This window comes from Alteromonas sp. Cnat2-8 (assembly GCF_022348355.1).
GTDB lineage: Bacteria > Pseudomonadota > Gammaproteobacteria > Enterobacterales > Alteromonadaceae > Alteromonas > Alteromonas macleodii.
In genome coordinates this window covers 707,220-728,317 of sequence record NZ_JAKREX010000001.1, presented here as the reverse complement: position 1 = coordinate 728,317, position 21,098 = coordinate 707,220, and the positions used below count along the sequence as shown (strand labels likewise).

General features: G+C 45.7%; 15 protein-coding genes. 6 read left to right on the top strand and 9 right to left on the bottom strand.

The window, feature by feature from the left end; all coding sequences use genetic code 11:
• Positions 1-2: 2 nt before the first annotated feature.
• Entirely contained in the window at positions 3-1,073 is a 1,071-nt protein-coding gene (locus MHN00_RS03055) for a response regulator (RefSeq protein ID WP_039224447.1), read from the top strand.
• On the top strand, positions 1,070-2,059 hold the full coding sequence (locus MHN00_RS03050; protein WP_014948185.1) for a sensor domain-containing diguanylate cyclase: 990 nt from the start codon (positions 1,070-1,072) through the stop codon (positions 2,057-2,059). Before MHN00_RS03055 ends, MHN00_RS03050 begins: the two co-directional genes overlap by 4 nt.
• On the opposite strand, the gene MHN00_RS03045 is transcribed toward MHN00_RS03050, so the two are convergent.
• The 6 genes from MHN00_RS03045 to rapA form a co-directional block, all read right to left on the bottom strand.
• Positions 2,054-4,246, bottom strand: coding sequence for a response regulator (locus MHN00_RS03045; RefSeq protein WP_239300223.1), 2,193 nt, complete (start codon positions 4,244-4,246; stop codon positions 2,054-2,056). The genes MHN00_RS03050 and MHN00_RS03045 overlap by 6 nt on opposite strands.
• A 79-nt stretch (positions 4,247-4,325) precedes the next feature.
• On the bottom strand, positions 4,326-5,672 hold the full coding sequence (locus MHN00_RS03040; protein WP_239300221.1) for an MFS transporter: 1,347 nt from the start codon (positions 5,670-5,672) through the stop codon (positions 4,326-4,328).
• Positions 5,673-5,715: 43 nt separating this feature from the next.
• Positions 5,716-6,039 carry a hypothetical protein gene (locus MHN00_RS03035; protein ID WP_014948188.1) on the bottom strand — a complete coding sequence of 108 codons (324 nt, stop codon included), beginning with the start codon at positions 6,037-6,039 and terminating at the stop codon, positions 5,716-5,718.
• 142 nt (positions 6,040-6,181) lie between these two features.
• Entirely contained in the window at positions 6,182-7,069 is an 888-nt protein-coding gene (locus tag MHN00_RS03030; protein WP_014948189.1) for a DUF3530 family protein, read from the bottom strand.
• A gap of 150 nt (positions 7,070-7,219) precedes the next feature.
• Positions 7,220-7,936, bottom strand: a complete 717-nt coding sequence (gene rluA, locus MHN00_RS03025; protein ID WP_014948190.1) for a bifunctional tRNA pseudouridine(32) synthase/23S rRNA pseudouridine(746) synthase RluA — start codon at positions 7,934-7,936, stop codon at positions 7,220-7,222.
• Between the two features lie 49 nt (positions 7,937-7,985).
• Positions 7,986-10,847, bottom strand: coding sequence for an RNA polymerase-associated protein RapA (gene rapA / locus MHN00_RS03020; protein WP_239300219.1), 2,862 nt, complete (start codon positions 10,845-10,847; stop codon positions 7,986-7,988).
• 329 nt (positions 10,848-11,176) lie between these two features.
• Here rapA and MHN00_RS03015 point away from each other — a divergent pair, with 329 nt between their 5' ends.
• Positions 11,177-11,968 carry a DUF4019 domain-containing protein gene (locus MHN00_RS03015; protein WP_156077864.1) on the top strand — a complete coding sequence of 264 codons (792 nt, stop codon included), beginning with the start codon at positions 11,177-11,179 and terminating at the stop codon, positions 11,966-11,968.
• Position 11,969: 1 nt separating this feature from the next.
• Here MHN00_RS03015 and MHN00_RS03010 read toward each other — a convergent pair whose 3' ends face one another.
• Positions 11,970-13,367 (bottom strand): hypothetical protein, encoded by a 1,398-nt coding sequence (locus MHN00_RS03010; RefSeq protein ID WP_239300217.1) that lies wholly within the window; start codon positions 13,365-13,367, stop codon positions 11,970-11,972.
• A gap of 521 nt (positions 13,368-13,888) precedes the next feature.
• Here MHN00_RS03010 and MHN00_RS03005 point away from each other — a divergent pair.
• The 3 genes from MHN00_RS03005 (at position 13,889) to ccoG (ending at position 18,370) form a co-directional block, all read left to right on the top strand.
• Complete coding sequence (locus tag MHN00_RS03005) at positions 13,889-15,286, top strand: PhoH family protein (protein ID WP_239300215.1); 1,398 nt, start codon at positions 13,889-13,891, stop codon at positions 15,284-15,286.
• A 93-nt stretch (positions 15,287-15,379) separates the two neighbouring features.
• Entirely contained in the window at positions 15,380-16,777 is a 1,398-nt protein-coding gene (locus tag MHN00_RS03000) for a PLP-dependent aminotransferase family protein (protein ID WP_239300213.1), read from the top strand.
• A gap of 219 nt (positions 16,778-16,996) precedes the next feature.
• Positions 16,997-18,370: a cytochrome c oxidase accessory protein CcoG gene (ccoG, locus tag MHN00_RS02995; RefSeq protein WP_239300211.1), complete on the top strand. Its 1,374-nt coding sequence runs from the start codon at positions 16,997-16,999 to the stop codon at positions 18,368-18,370.
• A 7-nt stretch (positions 18,371-18,377) separates the two neighbouring features.
• Here the strand turns inward: ccoG and MHN00_RS02990 are convergent, their stop codons facing one another.
• Complete coding sequence (locus tag MHN00_RS02990) at positions 18,378-19,382, bottom strand: hypothetical protein (protein WP_232380195.1); 1,005 nt, start codon at positions 19,380-19,382, stop codon at positions 18,378-18,380.
• 134 nt (positions 19,383-19,516) lie between these two features.
• The gene (locus tag MHN00_RS02985) at positions 19,517-21,085 is read right to left on the bottom strand and encodes a tryptophan halogenase family protein (RefSeq protein WP_039219992.1); all 1,569 of its coding nucleotides are present in this window, start codon (positions 21,083-21,085) and stop codon (positions 19,517-19,519) included.
• Positions 21,086-21,098: the final 13 nt, after the last annotated feature.

The window sequence follows — 21,098 nt, the reverse complement described above, 5'->3', positions numbered from 1 at the left end:
CCATGAGTACTCCTATATTGATTTGCGACGACTCAGGTTTCGCAAGGCGACAGATGGCGCGCAGTTTACCTGATGGGTGGGACGTGGATATTTCGTTTGCCGAGAATGGTGAGCAAGCCCTCGCGCTTGTTCGCGAAGGCAAAGGCGATGTGGTGTTTCTCGACTTAAACATGCCGGTAATGGACGGTTATCAAACCATGGAAGCCATTCGCCAACAGGATCTTCCTTGCTTGGTGGTTGTCGTTTCCGGTGATGTACAAGCGCAAGCGCGAGAAAAAATGCTCGCTCTTGGTGCCCTGGATTTCATAAGAAAGCCAATTGATAACGAAAAACTCAGCCACATCCTAGCCTCTTACGGGATTTACAGTGGCGAGACGCATTCTTCTGGCGCGAGCTTACAAAAAGCGCAAGACGATAGCGACTCAAATGCCGTTTTAGCCAAGCGCCAGATGAGTAAAGAAGATCAATTAGACGCATGCCGTGAAATGGTCAATATTGCCATGGGGCGTGCGGGTGAGAATCTTGCTCAACTGCTAGGCGAGTTTATTGATTTGCCTATCCCAAACGTCAACTTAATTGAAAGCAACGAACTGTCTATGGCGGTTGCGGAAATTAACCGTAACGACAGCGTGTCGGCAGTTTCAAAAGGCTTTATTAGTGAAGGTATAAGCGGCGAAGCGCTGGTTATTTTTAACGACACAAACTCTCAAAACATCGTTGAACTATTAAAGTATCCGCCGTCGGCTTCCTCCGACAAACTAGCGCTAGAAGCACTAATGGATGTTTCCAATATTCTTATCGGGGCCTGTTTAAACGGTTTGTCAGAGCAGTTAAATGTCGCCTTTAGCCACACGCATCCGGTGTTACTGGGGCAGCACCAAGGACTATCAACGCTTTTAAGTGATAACGTGCAGCGTTGGGGCAAGCTCATGGCTATCGAAATAGGTTATGCCATTAAGGCCAGAGATATTTCCTTTGACCTGCTGTTGCTATTTCCTGGTGATGCCATGAACCATATCTATTCTCGGCTGCTCGATGATGACGCTGTGACACAAGACAAGGAAAGTCTATGAATGCATCTACAGACGCACTTTCCACCGGTGCTTTAGTTAATTCTTCTCAAGTACCCGCAGAGCTTCTCGATTCCATTGAAGTGGGCATTGCAGTGCTAGACCGCAACTTCAACGTTCAAGTGTGGAACAAGTTTCTTGAAAACCATGGTGCAAAGAAAGCGGAAGCAATCATTGGAGACAGTCTTTTTTCTCATTTCCCAGAAATAGAAGAAAAATGGCTGAGAACCAAAGTCGACCCTGTGTTCAATTTGAAGAGCCCGGTGTTTATTATTTGGGAGCAGCGCCCTTACTTATTTAAGTTTGGTTGTAATCGCCCTGTAACCAGCGCTGCAGAGTTCATGTACCAAAATGTGACCATGTTCCCTATTGTTGATAAGCGCGGCAACGTAGAGCGGTTTTGTATGCTTGTTTACGATGTCACTGAGCAGGCGCTCGGTAAGCGTGGAATGGAGCATCTTAACGAAGAGTTGAAAACTGCGAGCCGCGTGGACGGTCTAACTGGGCTATATAATCGTCGCTACTGGCAGGAACGCTTTGATGAGATGCACAAACTTTGTGTGCGCCGAGAAAAGCCAAGTACTGCGCTTATGCTCGATATCGACCATTTCAAACGCATTAACGATACTTATGGTCATCAGGCTGGGGATAAGGTGATTAAGATGTTAGCAGCGCTGATTAAGCGCTGTGTGCGGGAAACCGACCTTGCAGGGCGCTACGGCGGCGAGGAATTTGCCATTATTCTGAATGACTCTTCGGTTGAAGATGCCAAGATAGTTGCTGAACGTATCCGACAATTAGCACAGCGTTTAGTGGTAGAACACGAAGGTGAGTCAATAAGTTTCACTGTAAGTTTAGGCCTTGCACAATTCTCTCCTGATTTTAAAGGAGCGATGGCATGGCTTGAGTGTGCCGATCAGGCGCTTTATGAAGCAAAAGAAAACGGCCGAAATCAATATCGCATTTATGCAGCACCTGGCGCGTTATAGTGCTAGGCGTAGGGTGTTTTTGAGCTCTTGAAAGGTGACAGGCTTCACTAAGTGATATCGAATACCTGCCTGCAGCGACGCTTCTTTATCGCTTCTGTGGGCATTGGCCGTAAGGGCGATGATCGGAAGGTCAGGGTGACCTTCTTTCATTATTTTAGCGACTTCCAAACCATTGATATCTGGTAAGTTGATATCCAACAGCACACAGTCAAACGCATTTTCACTCACTCTAATAATAGCGTCGTCACCGGTGTAACTCACAGTAACTTCGTGGCCCATACATTGAAGCATATACTCCACCATTTCTGCATTAATGGGCTCGTCTTCTACCAGCAATACATTGGCCTTTTTCGTTGTTTCAACAACTCTTGCGTTACTTGCTGTAAGGTGATGGAGCGCATCTACAAACCGGTTTCTATCGATGGGTTTTACAAAGCTTTGATAGATGGGCAGTTCACTGTTTGCAATAATGTTGGCAATATCTGGTGTTGCTGATAACACAATAACGGGCGGTACCCGTTCACCAAAAATCGCCTTAAGCGTCCTCACTAGTTCAAGACCATTCATGCCCGGCATATACAAATCGGCAATAATGCCTGAAAACTGGAGTATTTCTTCGTGCAGATTGAGCAAGTTCGCACCAGATGAAAACGTGCGTGCGCTAAAGCCCTCTTTGGTAATAATTGATTGTAAATGCAGCCTAGATATCTCTAAATCGTCAACTACGGCGAAGGTCGCATTAGACGGTGCTGAATTTGTAGCGGGAAGATCCTCAATAGGTTTCAGAGGCAGTAAAATTTTAAACTCTGTACCCACTCCAACTGTACTGGTTACCTGTAGTGCACCGCCCAGCTTATCAACGCTGCGTTTAGCTACAGACAAGCCAATCCCTGCCCCTGGGAAGCGTTGGCCAGTTGAGTGTTCGCCGCGATAGAAGCGTTCAAACATGCGCTTTTGCGTCGCCTCATCAATTCCTATTCCAGTATCACTAATTATAATAACGAGAAAAATCCCTTGGTTTTTCACCAAGGTTGTAACGGTGACGTCGATAAGTCCATTAGATGTAAATTTAACGGCGTTATCAAGAATGTTAACTACCACTTTAGAAAGGGCGACAGGATCCGTTTCAGCGTAATGGGGCACACTGTGACTACAGTGCATATTAAATTCGATTTTTTTGTCTTTTACGCGCACAGAAAACGGCGAGATACATTCGTCGAGCAAGCTGATTAGGTCGACATCTGAAAAGTGCAGGTCGTCTTCAGTGTTATTGGTTAATACATCGGTAAGGTTGTTGGTAAGATTAAGAAGTCGATAGCTGGATTGTTCAGCCTGCTGAATTAGTCTGGTGCGCTGCTCTTCCATGTTAGGAATAAGTTCAAGAGCACTGATAATTGCACTTATTGGCGCTCTGAATTCATGGCTAATCAGCTGCAAAAACTCTTTGTTTTGCAAATCTCTATCGTCATCCACCATGGCAAGTCTCAACTTCGATTTACCAAACTTTTTAGGCGACTTGTTTGCGTTACTTTTGTAAAAAAGCCATGCGATAAAATACCAAAGTACAATGACGACTGCGCCCAAAATAGTAGTGAGAAGCATCTTATTGCGCAACGCCTGAATACGCAGTAACAACGCGTTTTCTTCCGCCTGCATGGCATTGACCATAGGCAGCAGGCTAAATTGCTGTTGAATACGTTGAGTTGCGTCGGCTATCGGCAACTCAATAAGAGTATGAAGTAAATCTAGTGTGGTTTGCGCGACCTGCCGTGCAGACGCGCTATTCAATCCTTCTTTTGCTACTGCAAAGTCTCTTTCGGATAAGACTGTGGGCGAGATTGCTTGGCCTGCACTACTGCGAAGGTATTCAGATATACCTTGAACGGTGACCTGTAGCTCGCGCTTTAAAATAGTGTAATTCGCGGGTCCAGAAAACGCGCTGCTCTCCATCCGAAACGTAAATTGATTGATACTAGACTCAGTGGCAAGAATATTATCCTCTAAATAACTCTGCTGCTTTAAGGCTGTTATGAGTGCTTGTTGCTTGCTCATCAGCGCGATTAAAACCGCAATAACAACCATAGCGATCAACAGTGCTGTAACACTCACTTTTGAAAAAGTGAATGTCCGCGAAATTGATGATGATTTGCGCTGCGACTGGCCAGCCTGGTTTGAGCTCACGTTCATCCTTGCAAGTAATATGCGGTAGAGATACCTACCTTAAATGTAGGCAACTAACGCTAACTTGCAAGGAAGTAGAAAAAAATTACGGTGACTCAACGCGCTTTATGTGGTGCCTAATTGAATACAAAAAGCAAAGGCTGGGAATTACCATGACTGCTGTGAGAATAAAGAACAAGCTCCAATTGCCTTCAAGACCATCTACAACAAAGCCGCTGCTAGAAGCGACCAAGGTTCTGCCCGCAACACTCAGGGAGGCCATGAGTGCGTATTGGGTTGCACTAAACGCCCGATTACACAATAGTGAGATAAACGCGACCATGGCAACGGTGCTCCAAGCCCCTGTAAAGCCATCGACAATAACGGTTATGGCTAAAAGAGATGTGGAAGGGCCTGTTTGCGCGATCAGTGCAAATAGTAAGTTAGACGCGGCCATGGCCACACCCGCAATCATTAATCCGCGGTAAATACCGTAGCGAATGTTAACCAATCCACCTAACAGTGAAAACACAATGGTTACCCACCAGTTGAGTAATTTTGAGTAAGTAGCGATATCGCTATTAGAAAAGCCAATTTCTTTATAAAACACGATACTCATGCGGCCTAGAAAGGCTTCACCGATTTTAAATAGAAAGATAAACAGTAAAAACGACGCCGCTAATTTAACGCCGTTTCGATTGAAAAATTCGGCGAATGGCGTGACCAGAGTAGTTTGTATCCAGTGAAAAACGGGAGACTGCTTTGTATCTTTGGCTGTTATCTTTTCAAGCAAGGCTTCGCGGTCAATTTGTGGCTCGTTCGCTAAACACGTGGCGCACATTAATAAAGCCATGAGAGCACCGAGTAAAAGATAAATGTTTGGCCAAGTCCAAGATGTCATGTCAGCCAAGAAGAACGGGATAGCACCAAGCCCGCCATAACCTGTCCACCAGCCGGCGGTGGCTACTGAAGACGCAGCTGACATGCCGTCTTTGTCGTCTTGGGCAATACAGTCAATGCGAAAACCATCGATGGCGATATCTTGCGTGGCTGAGGCAATAGCAATAAGCAAACCGATTAATGCAACATAAAACAAATCTTGGTCTGCAGTGAGTTGAGACATCACTAAACACAGCAAAACTACACAGCCTTGCATAGCGAAAATCCAACCTCGTCGTTGACCTAATAGTGGGGGCTTGATTTTGTCGACAAGCGGAGACCAGAGAAAATTAAAAGAGTATGTCGCGAAAATAATGCCGAATAAGCCGATGGCCGAGCGAGACAAACCTTCATCTTTGAGCCAAGCAGATAGCACTGAACCAATCATGATCCAAGGGAAGCCACTGGAAATGCCGAAAAGAAATATACTGAGGTATCGTTTGTCGTTAAACGTTTTTAAAGCGTTGAGCAAAACTGCGGCCTTAGGCAAGAATACAAAAGCATATTGAGCCATGAACCACAGTGAGAAGCAATAACGCGTTGAAGTGAAAGTTTTACTATGGACGAATGCCTACGCAGTCGAGTGGGCAATGACCCAAACCTTCAAGGAAATTCACGCAGTTATTTAGTTCATCTACAAGAAACTGGTCGTTAATTAGCTTATCTTCATTCCAATAGTGCACTTGGTGAAGTAAATGCCAAAAAACTCGTTCTTTTTGTGTGTAGGGCTGCGTTAAGGTGTAATCAATTTGCCCCCATTCTTCCATACTATCCCAAAAGAATAGCTCGATCTCCTCGATAGGAAGCTCTCCTTGCCAAAATGCTCTCAAATAGAAACACAGCTGCTTTGCTTTGTTATCTACGAAATCTTGAACACTCACAAGTAACTCAACCGTTTATGTTTGCTAAAAGTATTATAGTTCATAACAATCTTACTGCTTAGGACAGAGGCTTGCTATTTACACCATTAAATTTAGGTAATTGTTTTGGATACTAATTTAGCGTAATCGGTTAATTATCGAATTACCAGCCTAGGTGGCGAGTCCAACCAATAGTGCTATTTGCAACTATCTGAATATGAGGGGATTTCTGAAACTCCTTTATACTAAAGGCTAATAAATTGCTGGGAATAATTATTTGTCGATAGTGCATCTTTAGTGCGTTTTTTGCGCTAATTTTTCGCTTTTGCGTGGTACTGTTCGCCCAGTCGTTAAATCCACTTAGTGACAGATCCAATATTGGAAAGCTGGACTGCGCTATATTATCTATAACTAATGTGTTCGTTGATTCTTCTGGCCAAAAAGGTGAAATGGCTACGAAAGTGTCTGGATGAAGTTGAGGCTGTTGCTCTACGACGGACAAGTAAGTTGTGGCCAGCATGCCTTGTGCAATGACCATACGGTAGCCTGAATTGTCTTGTAAATAATTATTCAATGCATTGAGTTGTAAACTCAGCGCTGAAGTTGCTGATTCAAAATTGAGATACTGCGTAAGTTGATTACTTCTGGGGTGGATATTTTGGGCTGACATAGACGTAGTTTCAGAGTCTGACATGTCGGTGTTTGTAGATTCAGCAGGTAGGTTCTGCTGGGACGTGACATTGACCGGCAAATTAAACGGACTTATCACTACATTCCAGCCTTTTTCAGCAAGCATGTTGGCAAGGCTATTTCCCTGCGCGAGCGTAAGGCTAGAGGGAAAAGGCTCTGTGAGTATGATAGCCACACCCAAAGGTAATGGTGTTTGCGCTTCAATTTCAATAATTGGGGATTCAACTTCTCCAATCATCAAAGGTTTCACTTCTCCAGGCAGATAGGCGTGACTAACATCTGTGAAAAAGTCACAGTGAGCTGTCATAGGCAATAGCGAAACAATAACAGCAAATGTTAAAAGGAGAGCGTGCCTTTTCATAAAATGTGGTTTGCCTTTACCTTAATCTGGATCTATTCAGCTTGGACAGCATCAAATTAATTCGTACATCAAGCGTTATACGAAGGTTATCGGCAGGGTGCGTTAAAACTAAAATGGAGTCTATTGATAAAGTTGAATAGCGTTAAAACGCTACTCAAAACTTTCTGAGAGCGGCTTTGGGCAAAACGGACTAAAAGGGATGGCGACATTAAAGTGCAGCCAATGCCCAAGTGTCGGGTGCGAAAGACTCAAGCTTTCAGCATGAAGCTGTAAACGAGGCGCCATGGATAACGCTTCTTCATGCGCATAGAGTCTATCTCCCAAAATAGGGTGACCCAAAGCAAGCATATGTACTCGCAGTTGGTGAGAGCGACCGGTAATGGGATAAAGGGCAACGAGAGAATAGGGTCGCTCTTTTTCATCCAGTGTGCGCTCAATGACGTCAAAGTGCGTTACGGCTTTTTTACCGCGCTCGAAGTCTACCATTTGCTTTGGCCTGTTTGGCCAGTCGCAAATAAGGGGAAGGTTAACCTCTCCGCTGTCTTGTTCTACATGCCCATGAACACGTGCGAAGTAGCGCTTTTTAGTTTGACGTAACTCAAACTGTTTCGAGATATGGCGATGGCTATCTTTATTAAGCGCCAGCACCAAAATACCCGAAGTCGCCATGTCTAAGCGATGCACTACTGTGGCGGTGGGGTACACACGGTTCACCCGGCTAATCAGCGAGTCGCGGTGCTCTAAAGCTTTGCCCGGAACGCTCAATAGCCCGCTAGGTTTATGCGCAACCACCATGTCCTCATCTTGATACAAAATATCAAGATAAGGTGTCATCGGTGGGTTATAAACAAAACTTGGGTTCGCCATTATGTACTCGTTACTTCACAGTCGCTCTTGAATGTTTAACCTTTCGAGGTTACGGGTTATTTACCACAATACGAATGGCGTCCAGCTGAACATCTGCATCCTGAATAACTTTATCAAGGGCGTTCATTTGCGTTTCAATAAACTCAATTTCGCTGTCACGTACTGCTGGGTTACGCTTTTGAAGATCGCGCAAGCGCTGTATTTCTTCGTTAAGCGTGCTGTGCATTCTGTTAAGTGCGTCGTGTTGCTTTTGGTTAGCTTGCTGATGGGCAAGCTTACGCGCCTTTTCAATGGCAAGCTCAAGCGGCTGTTGCAAGGCTTTTAGAAGCTGAGCCGAGATCTTACGTCCAATTTTACGCTTAACGTCGAAGCTTAATTCAGACGGGTTTCCTTGCGCATCTAAACACACTCGCACGGGCGTTTGAGGTAAGAAGCGACCCAACTGAAGCGCTTTAGGCGCTTGCGCCTGCAGCACAAACAACGCCTCAACCCAATAAGCGCCTTTTGGCAAAGACGGCTCGGCAACGAAGCCCATGCTGCTCTTTCCGTGTACGTCGGTGAGTACTACGTCCATGGCTGTATGCACAAGTGGATGATCCCAACTTAAAAACTGTACGTTTTCTAGCGTTGTGGCTACACGGCGCTTGTAAGTAACCGTCATGCCTTCTGGGTCAAGACCTGGAAGCTGGCTCACCATCGATTCAGTTGGCATAAGAATAAAGCAGTCATTGCCTTTTTCGTCCTGCTGAACACCAATAGCATCGAATACGCGACCCATAAAGCGCGACAAATCTTGTTCGCTATCAAGGGTAATAATGTCTTCAAGCAGTTGTTCTACGCGGCCTTCACCCGAGGCATTAAGCTCAAGAAGACGATCGCGACCGGCTTCTAGTTGCGCTACGAGCTGGCTATTAAGCGTAACACTCATGTTCACTAGCTCGTCACGCGCGCTCATATCGTCAGGGTGTAAGCACGCACCAATAAGCAGAGGCTTAACGTCGTCGAATACACCAGAGCCCGTGGGGCAGGTCTTTTCGAAGGCATTCAGCCCTTCGTGATACCAATCTAGTAATACGTGCTGCGCGGTTTTCGCTAAATACGGCACGTGAATTTGTACGGTTTGGGTTTGGCCAATACGGTCAAGACGACCAATACGTTGTTCAAGCAGATCTGGCGTAATAGGCAAATCGAACAGCACCAAATGGTGAGCGAACTGGAAGTTACGGCCTTCGCTACCAATTTCACTACACAGTAGAATTTGTGCGCCGTCTTCCTCATCGGCAAAATAATGAGCCGCTTTGTCGCGCTCCACAATGCTCATGCCTTCGTGGAATACACTGTGGCGAATACCGGTTTGCGTGCGAATAACCTCACCTAACTCTTGCGCTGTACGGGCGCTTGCGCAAATAAGCAGAATCTTTTCTGGCTTAACGCTTTGCATGAAATCAAGCAGCCATTCAACGCGCGGGTCTTGCTTGGTCCAGCTGTTAACCACGCTTGCCATACGTTCAGGATACAGTGAATAGGTTAAGTCGCCGCCGCTCACTGCATCTGAATAAACCTCAGGCAAAGCCAGTTCGTAAGCGCTTAATTTACGCATCGGAAAGCCTTCGATATTGGCGCGGCGGTTTCTAAACAGCATACGGCCTGTGCCGTGACAATCGATAAGTTGGTGCAGCAGCGCATGGCGATTTTCCGGCGAGCTTAAATCACCCGCATGTTCCATTACGTCAGGCGCGAATTCTGCGAGTTTGCTGCGTTGTTTGTCGTTAGGCTCGGCGTCTGAAAGTAATGGCGCTACCGCATCGGCCAGTTGGCTGTATTTCGATTCTTCATCTAAGAATGCATCGTAGCTATGGAAGCGAGCCGGGTCGAGCAGGCGCAAGCGGGCAAAGTGACTTTCGTGACCAAGTTGATCAGGCGTTGCGGTAAGCAGTAATACACCAGGCGTTTGGTTGGCTAATGCTTCTACACACAGGTATTCGGCTGAGGGAGCCTCACTTGACCACGCAAGGTGATGGGCTTCATCGACAACCATTAAATCCCATCCTGCAGCTTGAATTTGCTGCTGGCGTTTTTCGCTTTTGCTTAGGAAGTCGATACTGCAAAGTACCAGCTGGTCGTTTTCAAATGGATTCACAGCGCTCGCGTCAGACGTTTCGTCATCTTCTAAGCCTTCGCTCTTTTCTATGGCTTCGCAGCGACTTTCATCGTAAATGGCAAAAGGAAGGTTAACGCGGCGAAGCATTTCAACTAACCATTGGTGCATGAGCGAGTCTGGAACCAAAATAAGCACGCGCTCTGCACGGCCTGTTTTAAGCTGCTGGTGAATAATCAATGCGGCTTCAATGGTTTTACCAAGTCCTACTTCATCGGCAAGTAATACGCGCGGTGCGTGTCTGCCGCCTACCTCTGACGCAATGTGGAGTTGGTGCGGAATAAGCGATATGCGCGCACCTGCAAGACCAATGGTGTTTGAACGTAAGTAATCGTATTGATGATCTAAAGCACGCTCGCGCAAATCGAACCATTTAGGGTTGTCTAATTGCTGACTGAACAGGCGCTTTTCAGGTTGGTTCAAGCGAATGTGGCTGTCTAGCATGGTTTCAGGTAATCGCGCTTGCGCTTTGGTGTCTTCGCGAAGCCCGTGATAGATGAAAAGATCTTGGCTTTCTTCTTTTTCAGTAATGGTCATTTCCCAGCCGTCTTGGCTTTTGACCGTTTCGCCAATTTCAAAAATTAGTCGCGTAAGCGGCGCATCTTGCTTAGTATACTTTCGCGCTTCGCCTGTTGCTGGATACAACACTTCGACAGAACGGAAGTCGCTACCGATAACGACACCTAACCCCAGCTCTATTTCTGTGTTGCTTAACCAACGCTGACCAACTGAAAATTGACTATCTGAACTCATAAATCACCAACCTATTTTTCGGGGGGCGGTATTGTACGCATTGCGTTGTGATAAGTCATTAATACTAGCTCATTTGATTTGCGGTTGCAGGTGGGGGGATTGAGTACCTATGCCTTGCGTTAACAAGACGATTAGCACTAGTAGGCCTTCTTTGCTTCACAACGAGAATGCTGGTAGCAAAAGAATAAGAACGTTGACGTGCCCATCAGGCTTGCTTTGTCACAGGGTTGGCGTAAAACTGTCGTATCACTGACCATGGATATTTCTTACTGTTAACCGCGTTACGTTTTTAACGTATGTGAATCGCAGCTAACAGGAGGAAGCGCGAGATGGATATGAAAGTAGACAGTCAAAAGCTTATACAACTTCGCAATGCTAGGGCATGGAGTCAGCAGCATCTGGCAGATGTGTCTGGATTGAGTTTGCGTACTATTCAGCGAATTGAGAAAACACAATCTGCATCACACGATTCAATAGGCGCACTTGCTTCAGTTTTCGAAACGACGCCCGATGCGCTTTTAATGGGTGAAACCCACGCCACCACAAGTCATCCTCAAGGGCTGCCAACCTCGCAAACTTCTACTGCGGGCGAGAATGCCGCAGCTCATCATTCAATTAAGCTGCAGGGTGACCGGCCAGCGTCGTTGAATCCCCAACATGTTCTTTGGATCACGCTAGCGCTCGCCATCAGTTTGTTCGTTGCTATTTATTATGCGCAAACGGTCAATGCAAACAATGGTAGCAACCAAGTAATTGAAGCTGGCAAGCCAGTTAATGTCAGTAGCGAAGTCCTTGAAGATGCAACAAGTTGGCTGGAACTTATCGACAGCGGTGAATATGAACAAAGCTGGAAAGAGAGTGGGGCTATTTTTAGAAGCGGTATTTCAGTAGCTAAATGGACCGAGGCGATGCAGCTAGTCAGGGAGCCATTGGGGGCGGCCAAGTCGAGGGAAATCGCGTTAGCACAAGCGCCAACTTCACTGCCTGGATTGCCTAAAGGAAACTACCTAATTTTGTCGTTCACCACTGACTTTGATTCCCAGACCACAATGAAAGTAGAGACCCTTTCTATGGTGGAAGTTGATGGCGAATATAAAGCAATAGGCTACTTCATTAAGTAGCCTACTCAGGTAACTGGTGCAAAGTTTCAATTCCTTGAATGGCTTTGAAAGCATCATCGCTCGTTGCATTGTTGATGGCTTTGATAAGTTCAGGTGCATTGTAGGGCTCTAACAAGGTTAGGAACGTCGCTGTGCCAGGTGGCATGCCACTATTCACTGCTTTTTGAAGTCGCTTCCATACGGTGAACAGCGACTCCTCACCTAACGTTTTTTGTTGCACCACGCTATCAATGGCGCGGTGCATTATCATCCCGCATGAATAATAAAGATTGAAGTGTCCGTTTTTATAAGCACGAGCCAGCGTTGTTTGCGCCAGCCCTTCAGTACAGCTCTCGAAAGCGCGGGTCATTCGGCTTTCAACGTAGCTATTGGCGTCTTCGTAGAGGAAGTTCATGGCGATTGCCGCAAAGTAGTCGGCGTTGCCCTCGTGCAGCCAAGACTGCTCCTCGTTTTCTGATACACCTTCAGTACTGCCGGGCTGATATAAATGGGCGACTTCGTGAGCAAAGAACCAAAGTGTTTGGTTAACAAAGCTGCTGTTATTGGCCTGCTCATTTAAGTCTTGTCTGTTCCAATGCATAAATATCTGGTTAGGTAGTGTTCCACCTTGTGTAGAGTGATCGTCTACGTTTGCGTAAGAGGCAAATAACATGGGCTTTTCGCCCTTAAGCGGATTAAGAGAATGGGAGAAAAACGCCATCATGTTGGGTATATCTTCTTCTAGCGAAGCTTTAATGCTTTCAGGAAGCCCGGGATCAATTAGGGCAACCACATCATCGGTAATAATTGGCTGTTGCTTACCCACATACACGACTCTTCCATCATTGTTATCTGTCCACGACACGCTGCTTTTCATTACTTTGCCATTCAACAATATGTGTTCATCACTGGGAACATTGAGTGTCAGGTGCCATTTATTATCTTCTTCAGTACAGGCATTAGCACAAGCAAACAGTCGCCCAGAGTGAAAGGTATTTCCACCATCAGAAAAAGGAGAAAATGGTGCGTAATCTTTACCCAAATGTTTATAGGTGGGCGTCAGTAAAAATGACACGGTAGAGAGGGACTTGCCTGACTTCGAGCGCACAAGTTCTTGGTGTTTGGTGTCATCAAAGACGATTTCTATGTCGTTGTCTTGCGCGAACCAACGTGTTGTTCTTGATGTATCTGGGTTTCTAACAAAAGCCAGCGTTTTGGCTGGCGTAGTTAATGTGTAAGTGACTACCCATTTTTCAGACGTATCAGCCGTGCTTTTCTCAACCTTGATTAGAATAGTAGAAGGGGAAGAATCATTGAGCGCTTGGCTATTCGCCCATGCAATTTCAACGTTAAAGCACGCCAGTAGCGCCAACGTCACGCTTATGGCCGTTTTTATTTTTGTGATGTTAAGCCAATTCATAGCTGATCTTTCCCTGAGTGTTATTAATTTAAACGCATCCACTTTATTGAGGTGTTGTGGCATTGGGTTAGCACCCGTGTTTAATTCACCGCTTCAACAAATACACCTTAGCCTATTTGGGTATTAAAAACGCAACTAAAGCTGCGCTAACTGTAGTTAAAGTGTGAGCATTTGTTACGAACCAAGTATGCCAGTTTCTTGTTAATGCAGAATGGGAGCGCTGTGCTATCTCATATTACGTGAAGGGACTGCTCTTCGCTTATCACTTGCTCTAACGAAAAATAAAAAAGAAAAAACAGTGCTAAATCTCAAAAACTGGATTATGGTGGAATTAAGGGTTCGCTAATTTAACAAACGAACCTTTGAGGCAGAAAGAGTAGTACTGCTTCTCAGTCGACGCGAGTAGGGGAAGAAGTCCTGTTTCGAGCGGCATTCTCCTACAACCGTAACTGTAGCTTGTTAGCGCGTGCGTTCATAAATGAACAATACGTCTAACCTGGCTTTATTTACCGGAGTGAAGGATGCCAAGAAAAAATTCTACCGATACTAAGATTTACGTCCTCGATACCAATATTCTGCTGCACGAACCTCACGCTTTTCTCTCCTTTAAAGAACATGACGTTGTTATTCCAATGACCGTATTGGAAGAGCTCGACTACATCAAAGACAGCAAAAAAGACGTGGCGCGTGATGCACGGGTATCCATTCGGGCTATGGAGGATTTGCTCCACGACGCAACGCCAGAAGATATGCTAGCGGGTGTATCGATGGACGGGTTGGGCGCGGGTCAAACGGCACCTACAGGGAGTCTATCTATATTCGCCGACCTCAACATGGTTGAGGCTCAGCAAGTGTTTACCAGCAACGAGAATGACAACCGCATTATTAACGTAGCGCTGCACTTACAAAAGACGTTCGCGCCGCAAAAAGTGGTGTTGGTTACCAAAGACTTAAACATGCGCCTTAAAGCGAAAGGGGCAGGCCTCGCTCATGTTGAAGACTACCGCACCGACCAGCTAATTACTGACATCAAATATTTATCTCGCGGGTTTCATACCTTTGAAGGTAATTTTTGGGATAGCGTAAAAAGCGTGGATAGCCGCAGCGAAGGGCGCGACACTATTCACACTATCCCCAAGTCTATGTTGCCAGAAGCGTATGTAAACGAGTTTTTGCTCGACGAAACTAAACAGTTTGCAGGTTTAGTAGAAGAGATCACCGACGATCATTTAGAGGTGTTGGATTTAGGTTATGAACGCTTGATGGGTCGTCATGCCTGGGGCATCACACCCAAAAATATAGGGCAGGCCATGGCGCTTCATGCGCTGCTAGACCCACACATTGATATGGTTATTCTCACTGGCCCTGCCGGTAGTGGTAAAACGTTACTTGCGTTAGCGGCAGCCCTTGAAATGGTGGTAGAGCGTAACATGTATGACAAAATCATTGTCACGCGAAGCACGCCGGAAATTGCTGAGTCGATTGGTTTTTTACCGGGGACGGAAGAAGAAAAAATGTTGCCTTGGTTGGCAGCAATTACCGATTCTTTGGAAGTACTCCACAAGCACGACGAAAATACCAAAGGTTCTATGAATTACATCATGGAAAAAGCCAACATTCAGTATAAGTCGGTAAACTTTATGCGAGGCCGAAGTATTCAAAATGCGATTGTGATTTTGGATGAGTCGCAGAACTTAACCGCGTCACAGCTTAAAACCATCATCACACGTTGTGGTGAAGGAACGAAGCTGATAGTGGGCGGTAACTTGGCGCAGATAGACAGTAACTATCTGAGCGCAGTGACATCGGGGCTTACTTACTTGGTTGAGAAGTTTAAAGACTTCTCGGGCAGTGCCACCATAAACCTAGACGGCGTGGTAAGAAGTCGTCTTGCGAGTTTTGCTGAAGAAAATCTTTAACCTAAGATAACGCGTAAATTGGTAGTATTGTTTTTATAACAGAATACTGCCCTCACTGTTATACTCCGCTGGTGGGAACTATCGGAGTATAACGTGGCTAAATACGAAGTTTTAGCTCACCAACTTAAAGAGCAGATTGAGCGCGGCGTGTGGGTAGAAAATGAAAAGCTCCCATCGCTTCGCAAACAGGCAGCACAAACAGGCTTCAGCCTAATGACAGTGCTGCACGCCTATCAGATGTTAGAAAGCCAAGGCATAGTCAGCTCCCAAGAACGTTCTGGCTTTCTGGTAACAGCTAAAGCGAGCAATGCCTCAAAAGAGCGTGTACAGGCCACAGAAGCCGTCAGCATTAACGACTTTGTATATGAAGTGCTGCAGGCCTCTCGCGACCCCCACATGTTCAGTTTAGGATTTGCTTACCCCGACCCAAGCCTTTATCCAAGGCAACATTTAAATAAGTCTATTGCAGCTGCCGCCCAGCAAATTTCCTTGACCAGCGCCATGGATAATTTGCCTCCAGGTAACCTGGACCTTAGAAAAATCATCGCTAAGCGCTATGCCGCCAAAGGCGTGAATATATCGCCTGATGAAATCATTATTACCGCTGGTGCGCTAGAGGCGCTGAACTTGAGTTTGCAGGCATGCACCACACCAGGAGACTGGGTGGTGGTCGAGTCGCCGGTGTTTTATGGAACGCTTCAGGCGCTTCAACGTTTAGGTCTAAAAGCGATTACTGTAACGGTATCACCCAACACTGGATTGGATGTAGCTGCACTTGAGCGCGCATTTAAAAATCATAATGTGAAAGCCTGCTGGCTTATGAGCAACTTTCAAAATCCAGTTGGATACTCATTGAGTGACGGTCAAAAACAGCAGGTGGCCGTGTTACTCGATAAGTATAATGTTGCCCTTATTGAAGATGATGTGTATGCCGAGCTTTATGCTGATAAGCGTCCACCTCTGCCAATTAAGCATTTTATGAAAGAGGGAGATAGCATGTTGTGTTCATCGTTCTCCAAGTCTTTAGTGGCAGGGTACAGAATAGGGTGGGTCGCCGCAGGTAAGCGTGCCCTTGAAATACAAAAACAGCAGCTTATGAGTACATTGGCAACCAGTGCGCCGATACAGCTTGCGCTTGTAGACTATTTATCCACAAAAAATTACGAGTCTCATTTAAAGCAGCTGCGAAAAAAACTCATCGCTCGTAAGAAGACGAAAACGGCGCTGCTTGCCGACCTTCTATCAGACGTTGCGACTATTCATACACATAGCGGCGGCTATTTTTTGTGGGTGGAATGCCGGGGGCATGTTGATGCAATGGCTATTTATAAAGAAGCGTTGCGTTTACACATCACCATTGCGCCTGGAAAGCTGTTTAGCTTAACCAATGAGTTTAACCATTGTTTTCGTTTAAACGCGTCGTTTGCTCTGAATGAAGCGAAGCGCAATCAACTGCTTAAGCTTTCGTTATTTATAAAAAGTCTTTCATAAATAACGTGTTATCACTCTGCGTAACGCAAACCGTAGTTTTTGCACATTCTGCATAGGGCGCAGGTTTGAAACAAGAAAAACATACACCTTAAAAATCTGCGACTTCAAAGCCTACACCTCAAAAATTATAGCAACTGATCTATAAAGAAACCCCTAATCTGTTTCTATTTTAACGGCCTTAAATCCCTACCATTAGCGCAAAATTTTCGGAGAAAGCTAATGACGGCAGTTAAAATTCGGCAAGAAGACATCATTGCTTGTACACCCGTAGAAAGCAAAAAAATCTATATCCGTGAGGAAACCGGGCACTTTCAAAAAATACGTCGATACTTGAATGTAGTATTAGTGACGCTGTTTGTTGCGCTCCCCTTTATTCAATACCAAGGACAGCAGGCGATTTTGTTTGACGTGGGGCGTCAAACCCTCACGCTTTTTACATGGGTGTTGTATCCACAAGACCTCATGATTTTTGCCTTTCTGTTTATTCTTGCGGCTTTTGTTTTGTTTTTAGTAACCCGTCATTACGGGCGAGTATGGTGTGGCTTTACTTGCCCTCAAACCGTATGGACTCTCGCTTTCAATTGGGTAGAGCGCCGTATTGAAGGTACGCACAATCAAAGCAAGGCTTTAGATAAGCAGCCTAGCTCACTAACAAAAGTAGTCGTGAAGGGGGCAAAACACAGTGCATGGTTGGCATTAAGCCTTATTACTGCGCTGGTTTTTATGTCTTACTTCTATCCGGCATCTCGTCTATATACTGAGTTTTTCACTTTCTCTGCGCCTGCGTTAATTTCAGGCTGGACAATGTTCTTTGCCGTTTGCACTTATGCCAATGCCGGTTGGCTTCGAGAGAAAATGTGCACGCACATGTGCCCCTATTCTCGCTTTCAAGCTGCGATGTTTGATAACAGTACGTCATTGGTTACTTACAACGAAACGAGAAGAGAAAGTCGCGGACCAAGGAAGCGTTTTTCACAGCACAAAGACTTGGGCGATTGTGTCGATTGTAATTTATGCGTTCAAGTCTGCCCAGCAGGCATAGATATTCGTGAAGGAATTCAGTACGAGTGCATTAACTGTGGCCTGTGTATTGACGCATGCGACAAGATCATGGCCAAATTTGGCTATCCGCTCAAACTTATCAATTTTTCGCGAGCCGGCAGGAATTCTGGGCGTAAATTCACTAACTATCTTTACGGCGCCGCAATCATTGCCATACTGCTCGCAATGGGCGAGTGGGCTATCGACAGGCAGGACTTCGAAGCTTCAATTAGCCGTGACCGCAACGCGCTTTACAGAGAGAACAACGCGGGACACATTGAAAACACTTATACGTTAACCGTTTTAAATAAATCCCGCGTGGCCAAAACCTATGAAATTGCTATAGAAACGCCATCAGATATGCAGCTTATTAACGTACCGACTATAAGCGTAGCACCAGGCGAAAAGCGAAATGTGCCGTTTTCAGTTGAAGCATTGTCGCCAATGGCTAATACCATGCAATCTGTTAGCTTTGTTATTATCGATAAATCTACCAACAGTGTGATTGGCAATGAAGTGATGTTCTATTCAGGGAATAACAGGCAAATGTAGATGAAACTTACTCTACTACTTCTACCTGGTAGCGCCCGGTCACAATGTAGCGCTCTGTATCTTCTGATACTTGTCCGAAGGGAATGAGTGCCGGACCCGTAGGATCATAGAGCACGTAAACGTCGCCATCGTGCTCTATGGTTCGGTCATCTGCCATGGGGGTTAATGCAATTCCAAGCAAAGCGTGGTTGGGCAGGTAAAGCACAATCATCTTTGTAGTAGGTAAAAAAGCTCTTACCATTGAAGACGCTAACACTGCTTTACTGTCACAGTCCCCTAGGTTCTGCATAAGCACACTAATGGGCGGCGCATACCCAAAGCCATTACTCACTACTCTATCTTCTAACGTGTCGTAAGGGATGCTTTGCAGCCAACTGAGAATTAAAGAAAAATAGGCTCTTGAATCTGACTCAGACGCGACTTTCTCGTAAAACGCTTGAGAAACGGACACCAAAGGTTTTACTGACTCAGAGATGTAACGCAGGTGGTCTGGCTTTATGGCACTTTGGTTAAATAAAGTCGTAAAGCGCGTGAAGTAATGTTCATGCAAGTAGCTATCGTAAGCGTTTTGCTGTACGTCACGTAAATGCGCTTGAACGTCTTCTATTTTCTCTTCGTCAGTCCCCGACACTTTAATATTAATGGCTTCTCTCAAGGGCTTGATTGTTACTTTTGCGTCCTTGGGGTCGATAGCCTTTGCTGCTTTGGTCAACGCAACAGTCACGTGTCGCTGTGCTATTTTGGGCTTGTAATTAGTTTGCCTTAGCGGCAAGTCTTCAATTGACTCAAAGGGAATTTCAAACTTGAGGTTATGTCGCTGCTTCGCACCGTCAATCCATTCGTAATAGAACTGCATGCCGGTATCAGTCTTCTTTCTTTTGAACTCGAGTTGTTCAGAGAGCGCATGCTGAACATGGAAAACCACAAGGGTCGTAGCGAGACCAAGGTATCTCGTTACCTTGCCAATAAAGCGCCAAATGTTCTTTTTTTTCGAGTTAGTGTGAAGCTTCATTGTTATCGTTGGGTTAACTCAATAATTGATCACTCATTTTGTGAGTATGCGCGTGAAAATGAAAAAAACAAGGCAAAGGCTATTTTGAAGCCTTTGCTTTGGGTCGTGCCAGCCCATTACCCTAGCAGAGGTCGTCAATAGTGCATTGAGAGACCTTGGGATTGTGCTACTTGATTCAAAAACTGTCGATTAGTGGGTAAACCACTGAGTTGTTGCTGAATACTTTGTACATGTTTTGCGTAGGCCTGCCGCTGTTCAGGGGTGTGTAAATTAGCTTGATAGACATCATTGTACTGCGACCTGAATCCCATGCCGTATAGAACAAACAAATAGCTGGCCGCGGGGAACAATTCCTCACGAAGTTCAAAATCAGATGAAATAGGACTGCGGCTTTTCCACAGGGTTAACCAATCTTGTAACTGGGTGGAGCAGCTCTCTTGGTTCCGCATATCACGCCAGTACGCAGAAGCTTCACGTTCACTCAACACATAATGAAGCTTTAGGAAGTCGACTATTCTTTCCCACTTTTTTTCGAAAGCCTGATTAAACTGTCGACCAGCCGCTTGGCATTCTTTATATGTTCTAGGCAGTTGTTTTGCTATGTGGGTGGCAGATAATTCAATCATGACAAGCGCCGACGCTTCCAAAGGTTCTAGGAAGCCAGCAGATGTGCCGATGGCGACACAATTCTCTACCCAAAGCGTTTTACGGTAGCCCGGTGAGAATGTGATCTTTCTCGCTTTGCTAACATCCACATCAGCGGTTTTCTTGTCGTGCTTTAAGTAGGTCTCCAGTGTTGCTCTTGCTTCATCTTCACTGCAATGCGCCGAGCTATACACGTATCCCACACCTTTTCTCGAAGGCAAACCAATGTCCCAAATCCAGCCACTGTCTTGAGCTGTTGAGTGTGTGGTAGAGGCAATATCAACTGAGCTGTCAACGTAGGGAGCTTGGATTGCGATAGCACTGTCGTTGGCCAGTACGTTGGAGCAAGATGTTAAGGGGACACCATAGTGCTGACCAATTAACCTTGCCGCAAAGCCTGTACAATCTATGAATAGATCACCAGTAATATTACCGTGTTCACGACCCACTATTGCAGCAATAGGTTCTGAAGATGAGCCAACCACATCATCCACATGATCCACAATATGTTGAACACCTAAAACCGTTGTCGCGTGCTTTTGAAGTAGGGCTGCAAACTTGTTTGCGTCAAGGTGATAACCATAGTTTGCAATGCCAGCATACGCAGGCGTTTGACGCTGCTTGGGTGCGAGGTGATGGTCGCATAACGCGGCCTGGGAACATACAGCATGTGCAAAATCTTGCTCTGCTGCGTAGCTTTGCCACCATGCTGCTACGTCGCTTTCAAAGTACCTAAATGGCAGGCTGAAAGGGTGGTAGTACTGATGTTCAATGGTGTCTGAGCGCCAATTGTGAAAACTGGTACCCTGCTTAAAAGACGCATTGCACTGAGCTAAAAAGGTTTCTTCACTGATACCAATTTTAAGAAGCGTACTGCGCATAGTAGGCCACGTCCCTTCGCCTACACCCAATATACTGACATCTGGTGACTCAACTAAGGTGACACTAATATTGTCATCGTGCTTGTGCGTTACAGCGATGATTGAAGCGGTTAACCAGCCAGCGGCACCACCACCTACAACAACAATACGACGAAGGGGGCTATTCGCTTGATGCATATTTTTCCCAAAG

Excerpts from the sequence above, each read along its gene's own strand:
- MHN00_RS03055 (WP_039224447.1), top strand. The coding sequence starts at position 3 with ATGAGTACTCCTATATTGATTTGCGACGACTCAGGTTTCGCAAGGCGA.
- MHN00_RS03050 (WP_014948185.1), top strand. The coding sequence starts at position 1,070 with ATGAATGCATCTACAGACGCACTTTCCACCGGTGCTTTAGTTAATTCT.
- MHN00_RS03045 (WP_239300223.1), bottom strand. The coding sequence starts at position 4,246 with ATGAACGTGAGCTCAAACCAGGCTGGCCAGTCGCAGCGCAAATCATCA.
- MHN00_RS03040 (WP_239300221.1), bottom strand. The coding sequence starts at position 5,672 with ATGGCTCAATATGCTTTTGTATTCTTGCCTAAGGCCGCAGTTTTGCTC.
- MHN00_RS03030 (WP_014948189.1), bottom strand. The coding sequence starts at position 7,069 with ATGAAAAGGCACGCTCTCCTTTTAACATTTGCTGTTATTGTTTCGCTA.
- rluA (WP_014948190.1), bottom strand. The coding sequence starts at position 7,936 with ATGGCGAACCCAAGTTTTGTTTATAACCCACCGATGACACCTTATCTT.
- rapA (WP_239300219.1), bottom strand. The coding sequence starts at position 10,847 with ATGAGTTCAGATAGTCAATTTTCAGTTGGTCAGCGTTGGTTAAGCAAC.
- MHN00_RS03015 (WP_156077864.1), top strand. The coding sequence starts at position 11,177 with ATGGATATGAAAGTAGACAGTCAAAAGCTTATACAACTTCGCAATGCT.
- MHN00_RS03010 (WP_239300217.1), bottom strand. The coding sequence starts at position 13,367 with ATGAATTGGCTTAACATCACAAAAATAAAAACGGCCATAAGCGTGACG.
- MHN00_RS03005 (WP_239300215.1), top strand. The coding sequence starts at position 13,889 with ATGCCAAGAAAAAATTCTACCGATACTAAGATTTACGTCCTCGATACC.
- ccoG (WP_239300211.1), top strand. The coding sequence starts at position 16,997 with ATGACGGCAGTTAAAATTCGGCAAGAAGACATCATTGCTTGTACACCC.
- MHN00_RS02990 (WP_232380195.1), bottom strand. The coding sequence starts at position 19,382 with ATGAAGCTTCACACTAACTCGAAAAAAAAGAACATTTGGCGCTTTATT.
- MHN00_RS02985 (WP_039219992.1), bottom strand. The coding sequence starts at position 21,085 with ATGCATCAAGCGAATAGCCCCCTTCGTCGTATTGTTGTTGTAGGTGGT.